At 43.3% G+C, this 18,765-nt stretch carries 12 protein-coding genes and 1 pseudogene; 5 read left to right on the top strand and 8 right to left on the bottom strand.

From position 1 onward, the window contains the following. The first annotated feature begins 76 nt into the window (after positions 1-76). From dapB to NXV01_RS05385, 5 genes are all read left to right on the top strand, one after another. Positions 77-841 carry a 4-hydroxy-tetrahydrodipicolinate reductase gene (gene dapB / locus NXV01_RS05405; protein WP_217721723.1) on the top strand — a complete coding sequence of 255 codons (765 nt, stop codon included), beginning with the start codon at positions 77-79 and terminating at the stop codon, positions 839-841. Positions 842-876: 35 nt separating this feature from the next. Continuing rightward, on the top strand, positions 877-2,361 hold the full coding sequence (gene lepB / locus NXV01_RS05400; RefSeq protein ID WP_259021864.1) for a signal peptidase I: 1,485 nt from the start codon (positions 877-879) through the stop codon (positions 2,359-2,361). 42 nt (positions 2,362-2,403) lie between these two features. Continuing rightward, positions 2,404-3,345, top strand: a complete 942-nt coding sequence (gene lepB / locus NXV01_RS05395) for a signal peptidase I (RefSeq protein ID WP_259021863.1) — start codon at positions 2,404-2,406, stop codon at positions 3,343-3,345. Positions 3,346-3,422: 77 nt separating this feature from the next. Continuing rightward, on the top strand, positions 3,423-4,061 hold the full coding sequence (locus NXV01_RS05390; RefSeq protein ID WP_148365460.1) for a WbqC family protein: 639 nt from the start codon (positions 3,423-3,425) through the stop codon (positions 4,059-4,061). Positions 4,062-4,311: 250 nt separating this feature from the next. Further along, positions 4,312-4,464 carry a hypothetical protein gene (locus NXV01_RS05385; RefSeq protein WP_165861893.1) on the top strand — a complete coding sequence of 51 codons (153 nt, stop codon included), beginning with the start codon at positions 4,312-4,314 and terminating at the stop codon, positions 4,462-4,464. Positions 4,465-5,664: 1,200 nt separating this feature from the next. Here NXV01_RS05385 and NXV01_RS05380 read toward each other — a convergent pair. The 8 genes and pseudogenes from NXV01_RS05380 to NXV01_RS05345 all read right to left on the bottom strand — a co-directional run. Further along, a pseudogene (locus tag NXV01_RS05380) lies at positions 5,665-6,249 on the bottom strand (Fic family protein); the annotation flags it as partial. Between the two features lie 131 nt (positions 6,250-6,380). Then, positions 6,381-8,633, bottom strand: coding sequence for a glycoside hydrolase family 3 C-terminal domain-containing protein (locus NXV01_RS05375; protein ID WP_259021861.1), 2,253 nt, complete (start codon positions 8,631-8,633; stop codon positions 6,381-6,383). A 276-nt stretch (positions 8,634-8,909) separates the two neighbouring features. Beyond that, positions 8,910-11,417, bottom strand: coding sequence for a family 20 glycosylhydrolase (locus NXV01_RS05370; protein WP_259021860.1), 2,508 nt, complete (start codon positions 11,415-11,417; stop codon positions 8,910-8,912). A 17-nt stretch (positions 11,418-11,434) separates the two neighbouring features. Next, on the bottom strand, positions 11,435-12,337 hold the full coding sequence (locus NXV01_RS05365) for a glycerophosphodiester phosphodiesterase family protein (RefSeq protein WP_167511791.1): 903 nt from the start codon (positions 12,335-12,337) through the stop codon (positions 11,435-11,437). Positions 12,338-12,398: 61 nt separating this feature from the next. Then, positions 12,399-14,549 (bottom strand): fimbrillin family protein, encoded by a 2,151-nt coding sequence (locus NXV01_RS05360; protein ID WP_259021859.1) that lies wholly within the window; start codon positions 14,547-14,549, stop codon positions 12,399-12,401. A 20-nt stretch (positions 14,550-14,569) separates the two neighbouring features. Further along, positions 14,570-15,463, bottom strand: coding sequence for a fimbrillin family protein (locus tag NXV01_RS05355; protein WP_195649819.1), 894 nt, complete (start codon positions 15,461-15,463; stop codon positions 14,570-14,572). 19 nt (positions 15,464-15,482) lie between these two features. Next, entirely contained in the window at positions 15,483-16,934 is a 1,452-nt protein-coding gene (locus tag NXV01_RS05350; protein WP_259021858.1) for a right-handed parallel beta-helix repeat-containing protein, read from the bottom strand. A gap of 55 nt (positions 16,935-16,989) precedes the next feature. Then, positions 16,990-18,765 carry a RagB/SusD family nutrient uptake outer membrane protein gene (locus NXV01_RS05345; RefSeq protein ID WP_259021857.1) on the bottom strand — a complete coding sequence of 592 codons (1,776 nt, stop codon included), beginning with the start codon at positions 18,763-18,765 and terminating at the stop codon, positions 16,990-16,992.

Below are 18,765 nucleotides of genomic sequence, written 5' to 3'. Positions count from 1 at the left end.
AGACGTTAATGTGCGCTGCAAATGTAATAAAAATCTTATCTTTGCGACTATTATTTTGAATATAAGTCAGAAAACAATGAAAATAGCACTGATCGGTTACGGAAAGATGGGCAAAGAGATAGAAAAGGTTGCCCGTAGTCGCGGACATGAAATCGTCTGCATCATTGACATCAATAATCAGGATGACTTCGAATCCGAAGCGTTCAAATCGGCCGATGTGGCCATTGAGTTTACCAATCCGATGGTAGCTTACAGCAATTATATAAAAACTTTCAAAGCCGGTGTGAAACTGGTATCCGGCAGCACCGGATGGATGGCCGAGCATGGCGAAGAAATCAAAAAGCTCTGTACTGAAGGAGGCAAAACACTGTTCTGGTCGTCCAACTTCAGTCTGGGAGTCAGCATTTTCTCTGCTGTCAACAAGTATCTGGCTAAAATTATGAACCAGTTCCCCACTTATGATGTCACCATGAGCGAGACACATCATATTCATAAACTGGATGCTCCTAGCGGAACAGCCATCACACTGGCAGAAGGTATTCTGGAAAAGATGGACCGTAAGGACAAATGGGTGGAAGGAACTTTCCTTGCACCGGACGGAACCATTAGCGGAACCAACGATTGCGCGCCTAATGAACTTCCTATCGCCTCTATCCGCGAAGGAGAAGTGTTCGGCCTTCATACCATTCGCTATGAATCTGATGTAGACAGCATAACTATCACACATGATGCTAAAAGCCGTGGCGGATTTGTATTGGGAGCCGTACTGGCAGCCGAATATACTGCCACACACGAAGGTTTTTTGGGCATGAGTGATTTATTCCCATTCTTGAACGACTAAGATTTCAGAAGCTAGTTCTAAACAAATATAACATTATGAGACAAGCCACACGCGCACAATGGATCAAATGTGCCATTGCTATTCTACTTTACCTCGCTTTCCTTCTCTGGGTACGGAGTTGGTGGGGATTGATTATTGTTCCTTTCATTTTCGATATTTATATCACAAAGAAAATACCTTGGTCTTTTTGGAAGAAGTCGAAGAATCCGGCTGTCCGCAGTGTGATGAGTTGGGTGGATGCCATCGTATTTGCGTTGGTTGCTGTCTACTTCGTCAATATCTACATCTTTCAGAATTACCAGATCCCTTCCTCTTCGCTGGAAAAATCATTACTGGTAGGCGATTTCCTGTATGTAAGCAAGATGAGCTACGGTCCCCGCGTACCGAACACTCCCCTTTCTATGCCGTTGGCACAACATACGCTGCCTGTCTTCAATACTAAATCGTATATCGAGTGGCCACAATGGAAATACAAACGGGTACCGGGCTTCGGCAAAGTGAAGCTAAATGACATTGTTGTCTTCAACTTCCCGGCAGGAGACACGGTAGCAGTGAACTACCAACAGACAACGGACTTCTATACGCTGGCTTACGGTGAAGGACAACGCATCTACTCCAAACAGATTGAAATGGATAGCCTGACACGCTCACAGCAACGTGCAATCTATGACCTCTACTATGACGCGGGACGTAAACAGATTCTAAACAATCCGCGTACTTACGGTGAAGTACTGTGGCGTCCGGTAGACCGTCGCGAGAATTATGTGAAACGTTGTGTCGGCTTGCCCGGTGATACATTGCAAATTGTAGACGGACAGGTGATGATTGACGGTAAGGCGATTGAGAACCCCGAGAACCTGCAATTCAACTACTTCGTACAGACTACCGGCCCGTACATTCCGGAAGATATGCTGCGCGAATTAGGCATCAGCAAGGATGACACCATGCTGATAGAAGACTCTGGCTGGGAAGGCGGATTATTGGATATGGGACTGGACAACCGGAATGCACAAGGCAAACTGAATCCGGTATATCATCTTCCATTGACTAAAAAGATGTATGACACTCTCCTTGGCAATAAAAAGCTAATCAGCAAAATAGTAATGGAACCGGAAGAATACGCCGGACAGATGTATCCGCTGAACCTTTATACTAAATGGAACCGCAACAATTACGGCCCGATCTGGATTCCTACCAAAGGAGCTACCATTACCCTCACAGAAGACAACCTGCCTATCTATGAGCGTTGCATCGTAGCCTACGAAGGCAACAAGTTGGAAGTGAAACCGGACGGTATCTACATCAACGGTGAAAAGACCAATGAATATACCTTCAAAATGGATTATTACTGGATGATGGGTGACAACCGTCACAACTCCGCCGACTCCCGTTATTGGGGTTTTGTACCCGAAGATCACGTAGTGGGCAAACCGATTGTCGTATGGCTGTCGCTTGACAAAGACCGTGGATGGTTTGACGGTAAGATTCGCTGGAACCGCCTCTTCAAGTGGGTAGACTGATAAGTGTACGGATAGAATAGAGTGATAAGGTGATAAATATTGATGAACATTCGTAAATTCAAATGGATACTAGCATTTGCCGGAGCAGTAGTCGTAGTGCTTCTGCTCCGGGGATTTGCTTTTACGTCCTGCCTTATCCCTTCCACCGGTATGGAAAACTCCATTTTCCAAGGTGAACGTATCTTAGTGAATAAATGGAGTTACGGGTTGCGAATTCCTTTCATGTCGCTCTTTTCCTATCATCGTTGGTGCGAAAGTCCTGTACGGCGACAAGATATCGTAGTGTTCAATAATCCGGCCGGAATCCGGGAACCTATCATCGACCGCCGGGAAATCTATATCAGCCGTTGCCTCGGAATGCCGGGTGACACCTTATTTGTTGATTCCCTTTTCTCCGTTATTTCACCCGAGGCACAGTTCAACCCGGATAAGAAAAGACTTTATTCGTACCCCGCCTCAAAAGAAAATCTGATAACCTCACTGATGCATACTCTTTCCATCGCCAACGACGGATTGATGGGAAGCAATGACAGTACCCACGTGCGCAGTTTCAGCCGTTATGAATACTATCTGCTGGAACAGGCGATGAATGGAAAAGAGTGCTTCGTTCAACCTCTGTCGAACAAGGAAAACACTGATCCGAATCCGCTGATTGTTCCCGGAAAGGGGCAATTTATACGTGTCTATCCCTGGAACATAACCCTGCTACGAAATACGCTCGTGATGCACGAAGGCAAACAGGCAGAGATAAAAAACGATACCCTCTACGTGGACGGAAAGCCCACGAAACACTGTTATTTCACAAAAGATTATTATTGGATGGGGTCTAACAATACCGTCAACTTCTCCGACTCGCGTCTTTTCGGATTTGTCCCGCAAGACCATGTCATCGGAAAAGCCTCCGTCATCTGGTTCTCCAAAGAAAAAGACACGGGACTGTTTGACGGATACCGATGGAACCGTTTTTTCAGAACAGTGGAATAATCTTCTGATTTCCGATTCATAAAAGAAACAACTCCTTAATAATATCCTCAACTATAGAGTTCCCTAAACGAATTAAAATGAAAGAAATGAAAATAGCCTATTTATCTTCAGCTTATCTCGCTCCCGTCGAATATTATACCAAACTTCTGACTTATGACAAAGTGTTTGTAGAACAACATGACCACTACATCAAACAAACCTACCGTAACCGGTGTACCATTGCCGGACCATCCGGCGAATTAGCTCTTTCCATCCCAACCGTAAAACCCGACACATTGAAGTGTCCAATGAAGGATATCCGCATTTCCGACCACGGCAACTGGAGACATCTGCACTGGAACGCCATCGAATCGGCCTACAACAGTACTCCTTTCTTTGAATATTACAAGGACGACTTCCGTCCCTTCTACGAAAAGAAATACGAGTTTTTAATCGATTTCAACGAAGAACTATGCCGGATGGTCTGTGAATTGATAGATATTCACCCCACTATGGAGCGTACTAGTGAATATAAGATGGAGTTTGCTCCCGGAGAATCCGATTTTCGGGAAGTCATCCATCCCAAAAAGGATTTCCGGGAAGTAGATACAGAGTTTGTTCCACAACCTTACTATCAGGTTTTCGAATCCAAACTGAGTTTTCTACCTAATTTGAGTATCATAGACTTGTTGTTCAATATGGGACCGGAAAGTCTGTTGACATTAGGTAAACGATAACCTCACTTTTCTATTAGAATGTAAAAAGAGTATGTAGCATCGCGCTCCAAAAGACGGAGAAAGATGTTTACCGCTTCAATCTATCATTATCTATACATCAACTTTCTGATACAAGGAATGTATATGTTCTACGGAAATAGGTACATGCATTAAATGTCAAATTCTCTACAACTAATAAATAAATGCTCGAATGTAATTGATTATCAGTGAGAAATTGTTATTTTTTTGCAGAAAGCAAAGAAAGTATATGATGAAAGCAAAGAAAACAAGAGAAGAAGTCCTCACCAAATTTCAGACTGCAAAGGAGAAGAAAAAGGAATGTCTTGTCCAATTGGAAAAGTCGATGAAAGAGGAATACAAGAAACGTACAGGCAAGGAGGTTGAAAACTTTTTTGCACTATAATGCAATCTCTTTCGATCTGTTCGTTCCACTAGATAGCTTTCAGGATTCATAAAACAATTGAGGGTCAGATAAAAAGATATCATTTCATCATCGGATGAAAAGATAGCGTGCATGAGTTGCGTCGTGTCCCCCGGACGAGCCTGCTGGTTGCTTAAAACTTCTTCCATAAGAATTTTAATTAAATGGTGAATAAATTAAGTTCAATGGGGCGATACAGAAAGGTAGTTTTAAGGAATAAAAGAAGCGGTTCCGCCTGTCCCATTGCATTCCACTATCCACGACAGCAGTAGGTGCACTAACATCCTACATGGGGGTGCGAAACCGCCATATAGGATTAATGGGACGGGCATAAAAAAGCCCGCCACACTGATACGGCAGGTTCTCCGCCGTGGTTTAAAATGGAATGCACTACAAAGATAGAATATAAAATCAGAAAAGAGAAAAGAAAATCAGTATAAATTGAAGTTTACAGCAATAAGCTTAAGGCAGAACTTCCTAAAGCCTACTTGTTACTATAAGATTCATATGGAAGGTTCACCGGTTTCACCTTTAGCTGAATAGTTCTAAATCAAATGTTTATGGTGAAAGAGGTACATAAAAAAATAAAGAACCATCCTTCACCTCCTTCACAAAGATAAAATGCAGAGAAATAAATAGCAATATAGCATCGTGGAAATGCTTATATCGTATAGATTAAGTGTCTATACATCCAATTTGTTGGGTATATATAGCCAATGTATTGGGCATATATAGCCAGCATGTTGGATATATATATCCTGCGTCTTGGGTATATATGTCCAACAACTCAAGTATTAATAGCCTAGATACAAAGTATTAATGGCCTATAACTCAAGTGTTAATACTTGATGGAGCGTTTGCTATGAGCTTATTAATTTTAGCTTATAGCATATTCGTTTTTGCTTATAGCATATTTACTTTAGCTTATAGCATATAAAAAGAACGGTGAAGAGTGTGAAGGATGAATATTTCTATATTTTGCGTTTCCTTTCACCATAAATATCTGGTCTATAACTATTCAGCTAACGGTGAAACTGGTGAAACTTTATTTAAAACTATTAGAGAATTACATAAGTTCGATATTAATAAATGCAACAGTCGTTACTGTAACGGTGATTTCGTTAATGAAAAACAACACAATATACAATGGGTGGAAGTCTTATCAAAAGAAGCCCTACAAGATTAAAACATAAAACTAAATCCTTTATTGTGAGAAGCTTTATATTTTTGTATTTCCAAAGACAGTGTTTTTTTCAACTGCACTGCCATGAAATCCCAAAAAGGCTGGTTGGTTTCATCATCTTGCGCCTGTTGTAAAGAAAGGATATAATCTGCCCTATCCTCCTTAAAAATCTTAGCGGGGAAAAGATGATAGCAGAATTGAATATAGTTCATCAATAAACGAGCTGCTCTCCTGTTACCATCCACCCAAGGATGAATAGTCACAAAATTGAGGTGAGCATTAAAACTTAATTCGTATTGTTCACGGAACGTTTCCACATTCTTTTGCCGTTCCTGCAACAAGAAACAAAGTTCTTCTACTTTAACAGGTACTTTTTGATAACCCATATAAGAACGCCCACCTACACCAGCCGTAACGTCACACAAACGGAACTCACCTCTGGAAGAATCGAAAGAGCCGCCTATTGTATTATGCCTTCCCCCTGTTGTCCGCATCAAAGTAGCGTTTAACTTCTGCAAGAAAGCAGGAGTTATAACAGTATTGCGTTCCGCTTCCTTTTTAGCAAGCTCGTATGCTTTCTTACTATTTTTTTGCAAGCGTAGGGAAAATGAGGCAATAAAAAAACGCTAAGTCGATTTGTTGCAATCACTTAGCGTTTTCCGAGTACCCAGACTCTCTGTCATCTCCTTAAAAAAATCTCTAACCAAACATCTACCTATTTCAACTCAAATGGTACAGTACCTTTAATATCCCTGGATGAACTACCGATCATTGCCTCAAACTTGCCCGATTCGGCCACCCATTCGTGTTTAGCATCATCGAAGAAGCTCAATGCTTTCTTATCAATCGTCAGCGTTACCGCTTTCTCTTCGCCCGGAGCCAGTTTCACTTTCCGGAAACCTTTCAACTCTTTGATCGGACGAGGAAGAGAGGATTTCTTATCACTGATATAAAGCTGAACAACTTCCTGACCTTCACGAGTGCCTGTATTCTTCACATTAACTGTGAAAGAGATGGTATCATCTGCTGTCATTGTTTTCTTGTCAGCCGAGGGTTTTCCATAAGCGAAAGTAGTGTAGCTCAATCCGTGTCCGAACGGGAACAACGGTTTGATCTTTTCTTTATCCGCCCAGCGATAACCTACAAAAATATCCTCCCGATAGATTTCATTAATCGTATCTCCTCTATGTTTAGACTGTGCCAGTTCTTCCTTATTACCCGGATATTCGCCCAATTTATGCGCCCCTACATCTTCCAGTTTTGCCGGGAAGGTGAAAGGAAGTTTTCCCGAAGGATTGGCGTCTCCTACCAACACGGAAGCGAGAGCTGTTCCGGCTTCCGAACCCAGGAACCAGCCTTGTACAATGGCCGGCACTTCATTTACCCAAGGCATGGCCACAGCATTGCCGGAGATATTGACCACAATCAGGTTTTTATTCACCTTTGCCAGTTCACTTATCACTCTATCTTGTGCGTATGGTAAACCTAAAGAAGCACGGTCCGAATCTTCACAATCCTGATGATTACTCTTGTTCAAGCCACCGAAGAAGATAACATAATCAGCATCTTTAGCCACTTGCAAAGCCTCTGCAAGCAGCTCATCTTCCGAACGGTTGTCTTTCAAGTCCTGGCCGGTTTTCACACCGTTATACTCTCCTGTCGGATCGCCTACATACCCACGGGCATATACCACTTCCGCTTGTGAGCCCACACGACTTTTCAGTCCATCCAACGGAGAAATCTCATATTTCACTTTCAAAGAAGAACTACCACCGCCCACAGTCATCATCTTAATGGCATTTTCACCGATAACGGCTATTTTCTTAGCTTTATTCAAATCGATAGGCAGTACGTTACCATTATTTTGCAACAATACAATACCTTCTTCACCAATCTTGCGTCCGGCTTGCCCGTGCTCAGGAGAGCCTAAAGAGCCAAATGGTTTGTGCGGGTCCATTGAAGTACGGAAAATCAGACGAAGGACATTACTAACCTTTTCGTCCAGTTCCTTTGTCCCTACTTTACCCTCTTTTATCAATTTCAGGTAAGGGAAAGCAAGGAAATAATTATCATAGGCATTTCTCGTTCCGGCAGACAGTCCGTTCGTCCATGAACCAAACTCGAGGTCCATGCCATTGTGAATCGCCTGCTCGGTATTGTGCACACCTCCCCAGTCGGACACTACAACACCGTCAAAGCCCCATTCATCGCGAAGAATATCTTTAAGCAGACGCTTGTTGTGACAGGCGTGCTCTCCCTGATAGAGATTATAGGAGCCCATAATCGACCATGTGCCACCTTCCTGAACAGCTGCTTTAAAAGCAGGCAGGTATATCTCATAAAGGGCACGATCACTTAACTGTACATCGGTGGTATGACGGTTGAATTCCTGATTGTTCAATGCATAATGCTTCACGCAAGCAGCCACTCCATTCTCTTGCACACCTTTGATGTAAGGAACCACCATTGTGGCAGAGAGGTACGGATCTTCTCCCATATATTCGAAGTTACGTCCGTTCAAGGGTGTACGGTAGATATTCACACCGGGGCCCAACAGAATGTCTTTTTTGCGATAACGCGCCTCTTCACCGATACTTTTCCCGTAAAGATGAGACATTTCGGGATTCCATGTAGCAGCAAGGCACGTCAGTGCCGGATAAGCAATACAGGAATCGTTTGTCCATCCTGCCTGATCCCATTCATCCCATAAGACTTCCGGACGGATACCGTGAGGACCATCAGTAGCCCATACTTCGGGAATTCCGAGGCGGGGAACGCCTGCCGAACTAAATTTAGACTGTGCATGAATCATCTTCACCTTTTCTTCAAGGGTCATCCGGTTCAATGCATCTTTCACTCGCTCTTCGATAGGCTTACCTGTGTCCAAGTACACCGGCTTCTGCGCAAAAGCAGGCAGTGCAGCCATCACAGACAGGCCAAGTAACATTGCTTTGAATTTCATGTTCATTTATGATATAAGAAATAAGTTCATTCTTTTATTTATATAGACTCTCAAATGGGGGATATTTCCTAGTTGCGGATGAGTTTATTAATATTTATTATATTTATATCACCAATCATAAGCCGACCAACACTCAGTTATCCATTCACATTGTTCATTTCATTCTTTTATTTCGAACTTCTCTTTCTTGATGAGCCAAGCCTTTCTGAATAAAATCCATAGCAGCCTTAGATACACAAACAAAAAACTTGTGTATCTAAGGCTGCTATACTATTCCACTAATTACTGTAAATAACAGCTGGTCACACTTTGCTTATCCCTATAAAACAGTTTTGCTTTTACAACAGCAGACTGGCACGTTACAGGAGTCTCCCATAGTGTCGAATCAATCGTCGGTTCAGTTCCATCCGTCGTATAACATATCTGTGCTCCTTCGATAGGAGTATTCGCATACAGAAGTCCATCTCTCACGAAGAGTCCGGGATGCGGTAAACGGAAGTTTACCCCCATCCGGCTCCAATAAGGCATTTCCTTTACACTGATTTTCTCATAAAATAGTGCCAGATCCCGGTCAAAAGCCTGTTGCTCTGCTGCTCCGGAAAGAGTTTCCCAGTCCGGATGTGCATTCCAACCACGCTCTACCAGTCCCATCACTTTAGGGAACATATAATATTCTACCCATTGAAATCCTCGAATTGTTTCGGCAAACAGTTGGGCTTGTACGCCTTTTATCTGTTTCCTGCCGGATGCGGTCAAAGCCGTTTTTCCTTTTCCTGCGGAACTGATCTCAACCGGATTTCCCGCCATATCCGTACGGGAAGAACGATAGACATCGAATGGAAGCATGGAAAAGGCTTTGGATTCATCCACATATCCGCCCCAGAAATGTCCCGGTTCATCGGGATGAGCATCATAAGCCAAATCCAGATAGAAATTATTCACATTGCAGAGAATAACCGGATAACCGTTGTTGGCTATCTGATAAGGAATTTCATCCTCTTTCCATTCGGGAACAGTCTTCCATGAATTGATACCGGATGCGTGTTGAGCCAAATAAGTATGAGTATCTTTCTTATGCCCTAAAGCTACTTCTTGCCAGCCATTAAAGGATAAATTATGCTGTTGCAAACAATCAACCACCCGGGTAATGAAATATTCGGCCAAATCATGTGCCTTTTCCATTCCCTGTTCTTCCATGAGCGTTCTGCATAAGGGTGATCCCATCCATGCCCCTTTAGCCACCTCATCACCGCCTAAATGAATGGTAGTCAGTGGCGCATCCGCTTCCTTATACATGCTCACAATTTCCTGAATCACCTTCTCCATAAAACGGAAAATGGAAGGTAAGGCTACATTCATAACATTATCCGTATAGGCCTGTGCGGAAACATATCGGGAAGTATCCTGCAAGTCACTCAAAAGATATTCCTTCGCTTTCTCCGGGTCTGTATCGATGTATTTCCGATAACGCGCATTCATTGCTACAATTGCCGCACGCGCATGGCCGGGAGATTCTATTTCCGGAATGACCTGCACATGTCTTTCGGTTGCATATCGCAATAAATCAATGAATTCCTCCCGGGTATAATAACCATTTCCCGATGTAGCGGCACACGGATCATATCCACCATCATAAGCCGGATACAACCAATCTTTTTCATCGGTAGTATGTCCCCGTCGTGATCCGATGGCAGTCAGTTCTTCCAACCCCGGAATTTCCAGCCGCCAACCTTCATCATCCGAGAAATGGAACTGAAGCACATTCAGTTTGTAAGAAGATAGAATATCAATCAGTTTCTTCAAGTGATCCACCGTTGTATAATTCCGGGCAATATCCAACATCTGTCCCCGATATAATAAATCCGGATAATCCTTTATAGACATTGCTTCCAACCGAAACGGACTCTCCTGTCCTTTCAGCAACCCCAACAGGGTCTGCGTTCCGTTAAAAATACCATGCGGAGTAGTAGCGCTAATCCTGATCTGCTGACCGTCGATACTCAATTCATAATATTCCTCATTAACTGCTTTCTTCTTGTCAGAAAGGTAATCCAGAGTAATGGTTACCGGAGCTTCCGGCACTACTTCCAAACCATACCATCCGGAAAGTTTCTCTTTTAGCAGTTTTCCCTCATTGGCAAAATCCTCATGGAAAGTCAAAGCTAGTTGTTTTTCTAACAAGATATTACCTCCGGTAGTAATCACCTTTTTTATGGAAGGTATTATATCCGTCAAGCGAAACTCCGGAGTAATAGCATTGTTCAAACGAAGGTTTGTTTCGTACGTTTTCCGGGCAATCGTTCTTTGCCATTCCGTCATAGGTAATGGTATGTTATTCAATGTTACAGGAAGTGGCTTACCTTTCGATGCTCCCGACTGGCTCACCCAGTAGCTTCCTTCGGGCGCATGCGAATTCTTTGGCACTTCCCCATCACACTGGAAAATCACTTTCAATGAATCTCCCGGAGCTAATGAGATAAAGCCCTCTCCCGGATACATTTTAAAAAGGGTTGCATTCACCTGCTCCACTCTAACCGGTGACGAAGCATCTTGGCGGATAGTACGGGGAAACTGCGAATAATAAATCTCCCATTCTTTCCCTACAGGAGTATCTGATATATTCTTCAGCAGAAATGAATTTTCATAATATTTGCCATTCTCATCGCAGTTTCCCATTTCCCAAGTTAAAGAAACCGGAGCTATCGAATCATTCGTTGATTTACAACCGCCTGCAAAGAATAGGATGTACAGCCACCCTACTGTCCATAAAGAAAATTTTATATCATTCATAAATGTAGTCTTAGTGATTAGTCATGCCACCCTTTACTTCTCAAATAATTGAGCATAAAAGCCGGACTGTCTGTTTGAAGGATTCGTGCTCCCAACTTGTTTATCAGATACCCATAACTAGCATCCGGGTCTTTCTTTGCAGCCTCATCATCATGCCCGCCTGCCAGAGAAGCCCACAAAGTATTATACCAGATCAGACTTTTCCCTGCCAGCCTGCGCTCCATTTTGGCAGGTACCGGACTAGAAGCATTTCTGTAACAAAGCTCAAACGCAACCGGATGCAACTGTTCCATATAATCTTCAACAACCTTCATTGATTTTTCCTCATCAATCGTTACGACAGGCATATAAATCACCTTATCCAGATAAGAACCGAACTCCCGCTTCACCGTCTCCACCGGTTGAGCACCTTTCATTATAACTAAATCAGCAGTATCGGTTTTCTTCAATATAATATATACATCATCAAAAATGCTGTAGGCCTTATCCAGATTAACCATAATCTTACCTTTGGCTGCCAACAATGCTTCTTCCAAAGTAGGAACAGTATGTTCCGTTAACTGGCCATCCTTATCCTTCAATCGGAGTTGCTTTATTTCAGCCAACGTTTTATCTTTTACTTTTCCTGTACCATTGGTAGTGCGATCTACCGTATCGTCATGCATGAGAACCAGCTCGCCGTCTTTCGTCTTACGGATATCTATCTCTACAATATCCACCTTCATCTGAATAGCACTATCGATAGCCGCCAAAGAGTTTTCGGGAGCAATACTCCAATTTCCGCGATGCGCCACCACTAAAACCTTATCCAAGTGCGGATTCAATACATCTTTGCGAATGAGCTCCGCCCGTTGTGCAGCCAGGAAACCTGACTGCAAACAGAACAGCAACAAAAGCACTATAAACTTGCTTTTCTTCATATCTTTCATTTGTTATTTAATCTTCTTACTTAATTCAATATCTACTATATTTTGGTCACAGTTACAATCCTGCATCATAAGCACCAGCCTGCATCTTGTTGACATTACGGGTTGCTCCACGCTGGTCCACTCCAAAGCCGGCTTCACCAACCCAGTCTACAAATTGCTGCCCCACAGTTGCATCAAAGGATTTCACTGCATTTATCACAGCCTGCCTGGTTGCAAATTCATCAATAACACTGGTCACAGTCCATTGATAAACGCCATCCGTTAAAGTAGCAATAGGAAGAGTTTGAGATGAATAATCCGTATCCGTAGCAACTGCTCCCCAACCGGCATCTGCCGCCTGATATACATTGTATCCACCGGAAGTGATATTACCTACATAAATAGTTCTATTTCCGGCTCCTTTGGCAAATAAAGAGTTGACCACAAGAGAAGCATTTTTCCCTGCACGGAAAACACCATTCGGATTTCCTGAATTGCCGACAATCGTAGTATTAGCAAGCATAAAGTAAGCATCTCCATTGACAGTAACACTATTATTACTTGTGCCTGTCGTACCAAGTACAGTCGTATTATTCATACAAACATACCCGTTTCCGGCATGTATAGCGGTTCCCCAAGCTGCTGGTGCATAATTCTCATGCAACAAACAATTATTCATGAATAATGAAGGAGCATTATTATTACCTACCAAAATGGCTCCTCCTCGATTAGCACCTCTATTATTCACAAGTTCTACATGCTCCAAGAAAACATTTCCTTTGGCTATTTTAATAGCTGGACCAGCATCTGAAGCACTTTCACGATTAAAGTTTTTCACGACACAATTTTTCAGTTGCAGAATAGCATTGCCCGATTGACCTGCCGCTACATAGAATCCATTCACATTTCCTTTATCACCTTGCTTATATTGTCCATCAAAAACACAATCTTTGAAAGTTATATTTATTTGATTTCCAAGGCAAAACATTCCGTCATTTGTAGCAGATGCATTACTACCCGTATTTCTGACGAAAGCAGTCGTATATTTAGCAACGTCACGTTTCGTTAAATCCGTTCCCGTACTTAAAGGATTATATCCGCCTTCAATCGTTATTTCCACTTGCTTACTATAACCGCTATATTCTATCTTCACTCCGGAGTTTTCTTTCGCAATCTCATAAGAGCCCGCAGCTACATAAATCTTTTTACCATCCAGTTTGGCTGCATTAGCATTGGAAATTTCACTGTTACTATTCGTTTGCAACAAGTTGCGTAACGCATCTACTCCCATTGCATTATCCCAATCCATACCGGTTGCATTTCCGGCAGGTTGCTCTTTCACATAGTAAGCCGCCAGTTGCAGTTCTTCCGCATCTCCGCCCGGCAAAGTACCGCTATCCCACGGAGAAACAATCGGTTCACTGATAGTTATGATCGAGCCTTCCACTTTTAATGTGAATTCATAACACTTTCCGGGTTTCAGTTCCGGTATACCGGGCAACACCATATCTTCGCCCAAATAGTTTAAGGAGACAAAGGTAGCAGTTGTCCCGGCTTTTCCGGGAGCCACAATGGCAGTATACATACAACCATCCTGTCCTGCCTTACCACCTTCGGGAACTGTAATGAAAGGGGATATTAAAGAAGTACCCGATACCACTTCCCCGTTTGTATATCCCTGATAGGAACCAATCTTTACTCCCTGAACCTTAGCTTGTCCGCCTACATCTGCAAGCGTCATAATCACTTTTGCCATTTTCCGGTTCATACCCAGACGGAGAATACGGGAACCATCGTCCGTTGCATTCTCTACGGTACACGTCATATAATCAGCCATAGCCAGGTTTTCCAAACGTTGCTGGTTTGTGGGAAGCGTAAAATTAGCCGTACTGGCTCCGTTCACTACCGGATAAAAAGCCGAATAAGTTACCGGTTCCTCCCCCCATCTTAAATAATAATTATCGGTCGGCACCCATTTTCCTTCCGAAAGTACATAATTCAGATATCCATCCTCACAACTTAACTGAATTTCATCACCCTCATTAAATTGTTTCTGCAGATCTCCCGTTGCATCGGGATTACTACGTGTAAAGACGGTATTAATTACAGCTTCAATCTGAATAGCACCGGAATCTTCACTGTACACAGCTATATCCTTATCTGTATCACAAGCCGCCATACCCATCAACAAATAGGCAGCCAATATCAGTTTTGTAATCTTCATAGTTTATATCTCCTCCTTCTTTAGTTCCGGTCGATAAGTTGTCCGGTTGCCCAATTTCTGGCCATCTTACTAGCCAATCGGACAGTTGTGTTTACATTCAGAGTCAAAGTATGTTCCACTCCTTTTTCCAATTCAATGGCTTCCTTTGCAGTCCAGATATACAGTTTCCCGTCATAGCTGAAGTTCACAGAGAAGCCCTCTGCTATTTTTTGTGGAGGCAGAATACATTCGCAAGATTCCGTCCCTTTATAGGGAGCCACAGTAGCCACCACGGCATCTGGCGCAGGAACAACCATCGGAACCGTTGCCGACAAATCACAAATGCCATTAACAACAGCCCCATTGATAGACATATCCCCTAACTTATTCATCGCAGCATCTGTCGTTCCATTGACTGTGATTTTTATAATCAGCTTGCTCATGGCATGACTCAAAGAGATTTTCAGCTTTCCATCCGCAGTTAAATCCTGCTCCGGATCGACTGTTGCTTTCATCAACAAAAAATCGGAGGACTTCACATTCTCCTCAGTAGCCTGATTGGTAAGAGCATTGACTGCCAAAGAGGCATCTGGAGCGGCTTCACTCATATAAGGCGCATACGCTATCATCGTCACCGGCGTTCTTTCCGCATCCCAAAGCATCTGCTGACCGTCGGACGTACTCCAGGCACTTCCGGAACCAACCATTTGCTTATGATAGTTATAAGCAGCATTCTCGCTATTCCGGATCATCAATCCGAAACGTTCCAGATTCGTTGCGTCATACCCTGCACGCGACAAAGGTTCATTTACTTCTGTAATGATACGGATTACATGGTCTTCGGGGAAACTACCCGTTGACAGTAATTCATCCTCATTATTTGAGCATCCGGCTAGTCCGACGCCCAAAGCTATTATATAAAATATCTTCTTCATGTTACAGTCGTTTTAGAGTTTAATTGGCCAGAACAGCATCATAAGCACCGGCCTGCATCTTATTGGCATTACGAGTCACTCCCCGCTGGTCTATTCCGAAAGCATCTTCACCGATCCATTCCACAAACACTTCTCCCAAATTAGTAATAGGCGAAGCCACCGGGTTAAAGCTTTTCGCAACTTCTATCACCGCCTGCCTGGTAGCATATCCTTTTACCGAACCAATCTGATTAAGATCCCACACATACACTCCCTCCTCATTCAGCGCACCGTTCACCTGATTAGGATAAGCCGTATCGGACGCACTCATCGTTATCCCCGTCACACGCTGATACACATTATATCCTTTCGAGAAAGCCTCAAAATTACTACCATTCAGATTAAAACTCGGAGCCGAAGGATTTTCAGAAATCAACAGATTATTAATAAACTTCGTATCACCGCCAACTCCCGTCTCACAGCGCACAGCCCCATGACTGTCATTCGCATTTCCAATGATTGTGTTATTAGTCAGCAATATACTACCTCCTCCGTTCAAAGCGGCACCCGTCCCCATATTCTCTATCAGCGTGGTATTGTTTATACAAATATGTCCTTCCGACATCTGAATACCATTTCCCCACGAACCGTTATGAGAATTACCTTTCAGCAGACAGCCATTCATAAATACCACTGCCGTCTTGCTACTACAACGAACAGCTCCTCCACGACCTGCAGCCGTATTGTCCAACAAGCTTACCTTATTCAATCGTACCTGTCCCGACAATACAAAAACAGCCGGGCCACCCTGCTTGGCAGAAGTCGTTACTCCCGACTTACAATCTCTAATCACGCAATCGGTCAACTCAATAGAAGTATCGCCGGCACCGCCGCTCACGTAAATGCCACTACCACATTCGGTAGTACTCGCATCCGCTTCAGACACATACCCATATTGAAAAGTAACCCCTTCAATAGCTATATGCCCTTTCTTGACAAGCAACAAACCACAATCACCGGCATCCGCCTGCTTATTTCCGTTCACATCACCACTGATGACTGTCACATACGCATCTATATCACGTGCCGAAACATCCGTTCCTTCACTAAACTGGCTATACCCGCCCTTAATCGCTTTGACATCCTTGCGGACGATTACACCAAGCCCACTCTCTTCGGACATTATATATTTTCCCTGACTCATATAAATCGTACTCTTGGAGAGATCGATTGAACCGCTCAACAACTTACGGAAGCCAGCCGCATCCAGTGCCTGTTCCCAAGAACTGCCATCCATCTCACCTTCACCGAATTGAGTCACAAAGTAACTCTCCAATCCTTTCTGCATAATCACTTCTTCGTCCAGATCGTCATCGTAATCCGTCATCATAGGCGGGTCTATCATCTCATAATCTTCCTGGCATCCCTGTGCCAACAGAATCATGAAAGCCAGCATACATAGCTTCGATATTATGAATAATCTATTTTTCATTTTCTTTCTTTTTTAACTTGTACATTAGATAAGAATAATCGCAAATTCACCGATTTCACCGGGAAATATCCGGATAACCGGGATTCTGTTTCAGATATTCATTCTGTTCCAGTTGCGTCTGCGACAAGGGGAACAACTCATAATGATCGTCTGCATCTCGTGGTTTATCCCACCATGCTTCCTGATACCTGTCAAAGCGGATCAGATCTGTACGCCGACGACTTTCCGCCAGAAATTCCCGTCCCCACTCATCCAACATTTCTTTCAGATCGAGCACAACGTTACCTTCCGGCTGATAAGCGATATTCGCTGTAAAGTTTTCATAGTTGCGTTTACGTACGCTGTTCAGCAACTTGCCAGCCTCACCCGCCTGTCCGAGACGGAGAAGACATTCAGCCTGCGAATAAATAATCTCGGCCAAACGAATCTCCGTGTAGTCAGACTCGATATAATAACCTCCGGTAAACGGATAGAAAGGATACTTCACACAGTAAAGCCCGGAGTTGAAGTCACCATTGCCCAACTTGGATTCCTTATAAGCCGGATTGGAGATATAGCCTGATTCTGCATTTCCCTCAAATCGTCCGACCTGGTCACGCAAATAAATCACATATTGATTATCCGGGTTCTTGGCATATCCTCCACTGACAGCGGAGTTGGCAATCTTACCTTCAAGAAAGAACATACCTTCACGTGTGTTATTACCCGTGTTTATATATTGCTTATATCGTATATCTCCCTGATATTTAACAAATTTGCGGGTAACCATTCCCAAGCTATAGTCAAACAATTCGCGTGGTTGCTGGTTGTCATAGCTCGGTGAAAGTGCATATTTCGGATTCCGTTCACCATTTCCTTCTATCTTCAGGTAATACGCACTGCCATAAGGCAAACCACGGCCGTAAACCGTTCTTCTGTCATTTTGCAGATGCCAGCTGGTCAGTCCATAAGAACCGGGGAAACCAAAGATTACCTCATTACACATTTCATTATTCCAATCGAAAGGTGCATACCAATTATCAGCAATTGCATAATATCCGAACTCTCCCCCAGTGATACGTTTACACATATCGATACATTCCTGCCATTTGGCCTGGCCGATCCATACTTCTGCATTCAGATAGAGACGTACCAATAAAGATGCCGCAGCAGCTTTGGTAAACTGTCCCTGCTGGCTGCCATTGCCGGATTGTCCACTCTTGGAGGGTAAAGCTGTCAGACAGTAGTCTTTCAATTCACTTTCGATGAAATCGAACATCACCTGCGGAGAAACTTGTTTCCGGTTTTCCGGTAGTTCGTTCACTGCCTGATCCGACGTGGTCGTTAAAATGCAGTTGCGATGTGTATTCAACAGACGGAGATAACCCCAGGCACGCATACAACGCAGCTGTGCTTTAAAACTTTCAAATTCACTGTCGCTTAAACCAAAATTAGACGGGTTCAACTGTGCCAAGTCATCCAATACCATATTGCATTGACCAATGCCTACATAAAAGTTGTCCCATTCACTCAACCAGTCCCCCTGATTGATATCATCATATTGATGACGATGATACATTTCCCACAGTCCTCCATCGTACCACCAAGTACCACGAGTAGGAGTAATCAGTTGGTCTGCCGGTAGTTCTTCATTCTCATGACGTATCCAGATGCAGCAGTACATGTGTTCAAAAGGACGGAAGACAGCGTTGATAACATCCTGTTTCGTGTTATAATAGTTCTTGGACATCACCTGGTCATACACCGTTTCCGACAGATCAGTACAAGACGGTAGGCCTAACACTGTACCTGCCATCATACTCAATCCTATAATATATTTTGTTATTCTCAT

This window comes from Bacteroides sp. BFG-606 (assembly GCF_024788145.1).
In the GTDB taxonomy this organism is placed as follows: domain Bacteria; phylum Bacteroidota; class Bacteroidia; order Bacteroidales; family Bacteroidaceae; genus Bacteroides; species Bacteroides vicugnae.
This window is presented reverse-complemented; position numbering and strand designations above follow the sequence as displayed.

Excerpts from the sequence above, each read along its gene's own strand:
- dapB (WP_217721723.1), top strand. The coding sequence starts at position 77 with ATGAAAATAGCACTGATCGGTTACGGAAAGATGGGCAAAGAGATAGAA.
- lepB (WP_259021864.1), top strand. The coding sequence starts at position 877 with ATGAGACAAGCCACACGCGCACAATGGATCAAATGTGCCATTGCTATT.
- lepB (WP_259021863.1), top strand. The coding sequence starts at position 2,404 with ATGAACATTCGTAAATTCAAATGGATACTAGCATTTGCCGGAGCAGTA.
- NXV01_RS05390 (WP_148365460.1), top strand. The coding sequence starts at position 3,423 with ATGAAAGAAATGAAAATAGCCTATTTATCTTCAGCTTATCTCGCTCCC.
- NXV01_RS05385 (WP_165861893.1), top strand. The coding sequence starts at position 4,312 with ATGAAAGCAAAGAAAACAAGAGAAGAAGTCCTCACCAAATTTCAGACT.
- NXV01_RS05375 (WP_259021861.1), bottom strand. The coding sequence starts at position 8,633 with ATGAACATGAAATTCAAAGCAATGTTACTTGGCCTGTCTGTGATGGCT.
- NXV01_RS05370 (WP_259021860.1), bottom strand. The coding sequence starts at position 11,417 with ATGAATGATATAAAATTTTCTTTATGGACAGTAGGGTGGCTGTACATC.
- NXV01_RS05365 (WP_167511791.1), bottom strand. The coding sequence starts at position 12,337 with ATGAAGAAAAGCAAGTTTATAGTGCTTTTGTTGCTGTTCTGTTTGCAG.
- NXV01_RS05360 (WP_259021859.1), bottom strand. The coding sequence starts at position 14,549 with ATGAAGATTACAAAACTGATATTGGCTGCCTATTTGTTGATGGGTATG.
- NXV01_RS05355 (WP_195649819.1), bottom strand. The coding sequence starts at position 15,463 with ATGAAGAAGATATTTTATATAATAGCTTTGGGCGTCGGACTAGCCGGA.
- NXV01_RS05350 (WP_259021858.1), bottom strand. The coding sequence starts at position 16,934 with ATGAAAAATAGATTATTCATAATATCGAAGCTATGTATGCTGGCTTTC.
- NXV01_RS05345 (WP_259021857.1), bottom strand. The coding sequence starts at position 18,765 with ATGAGAATAACAAAATATATTATAGGATTGAGTATGATGGCAGGTACA.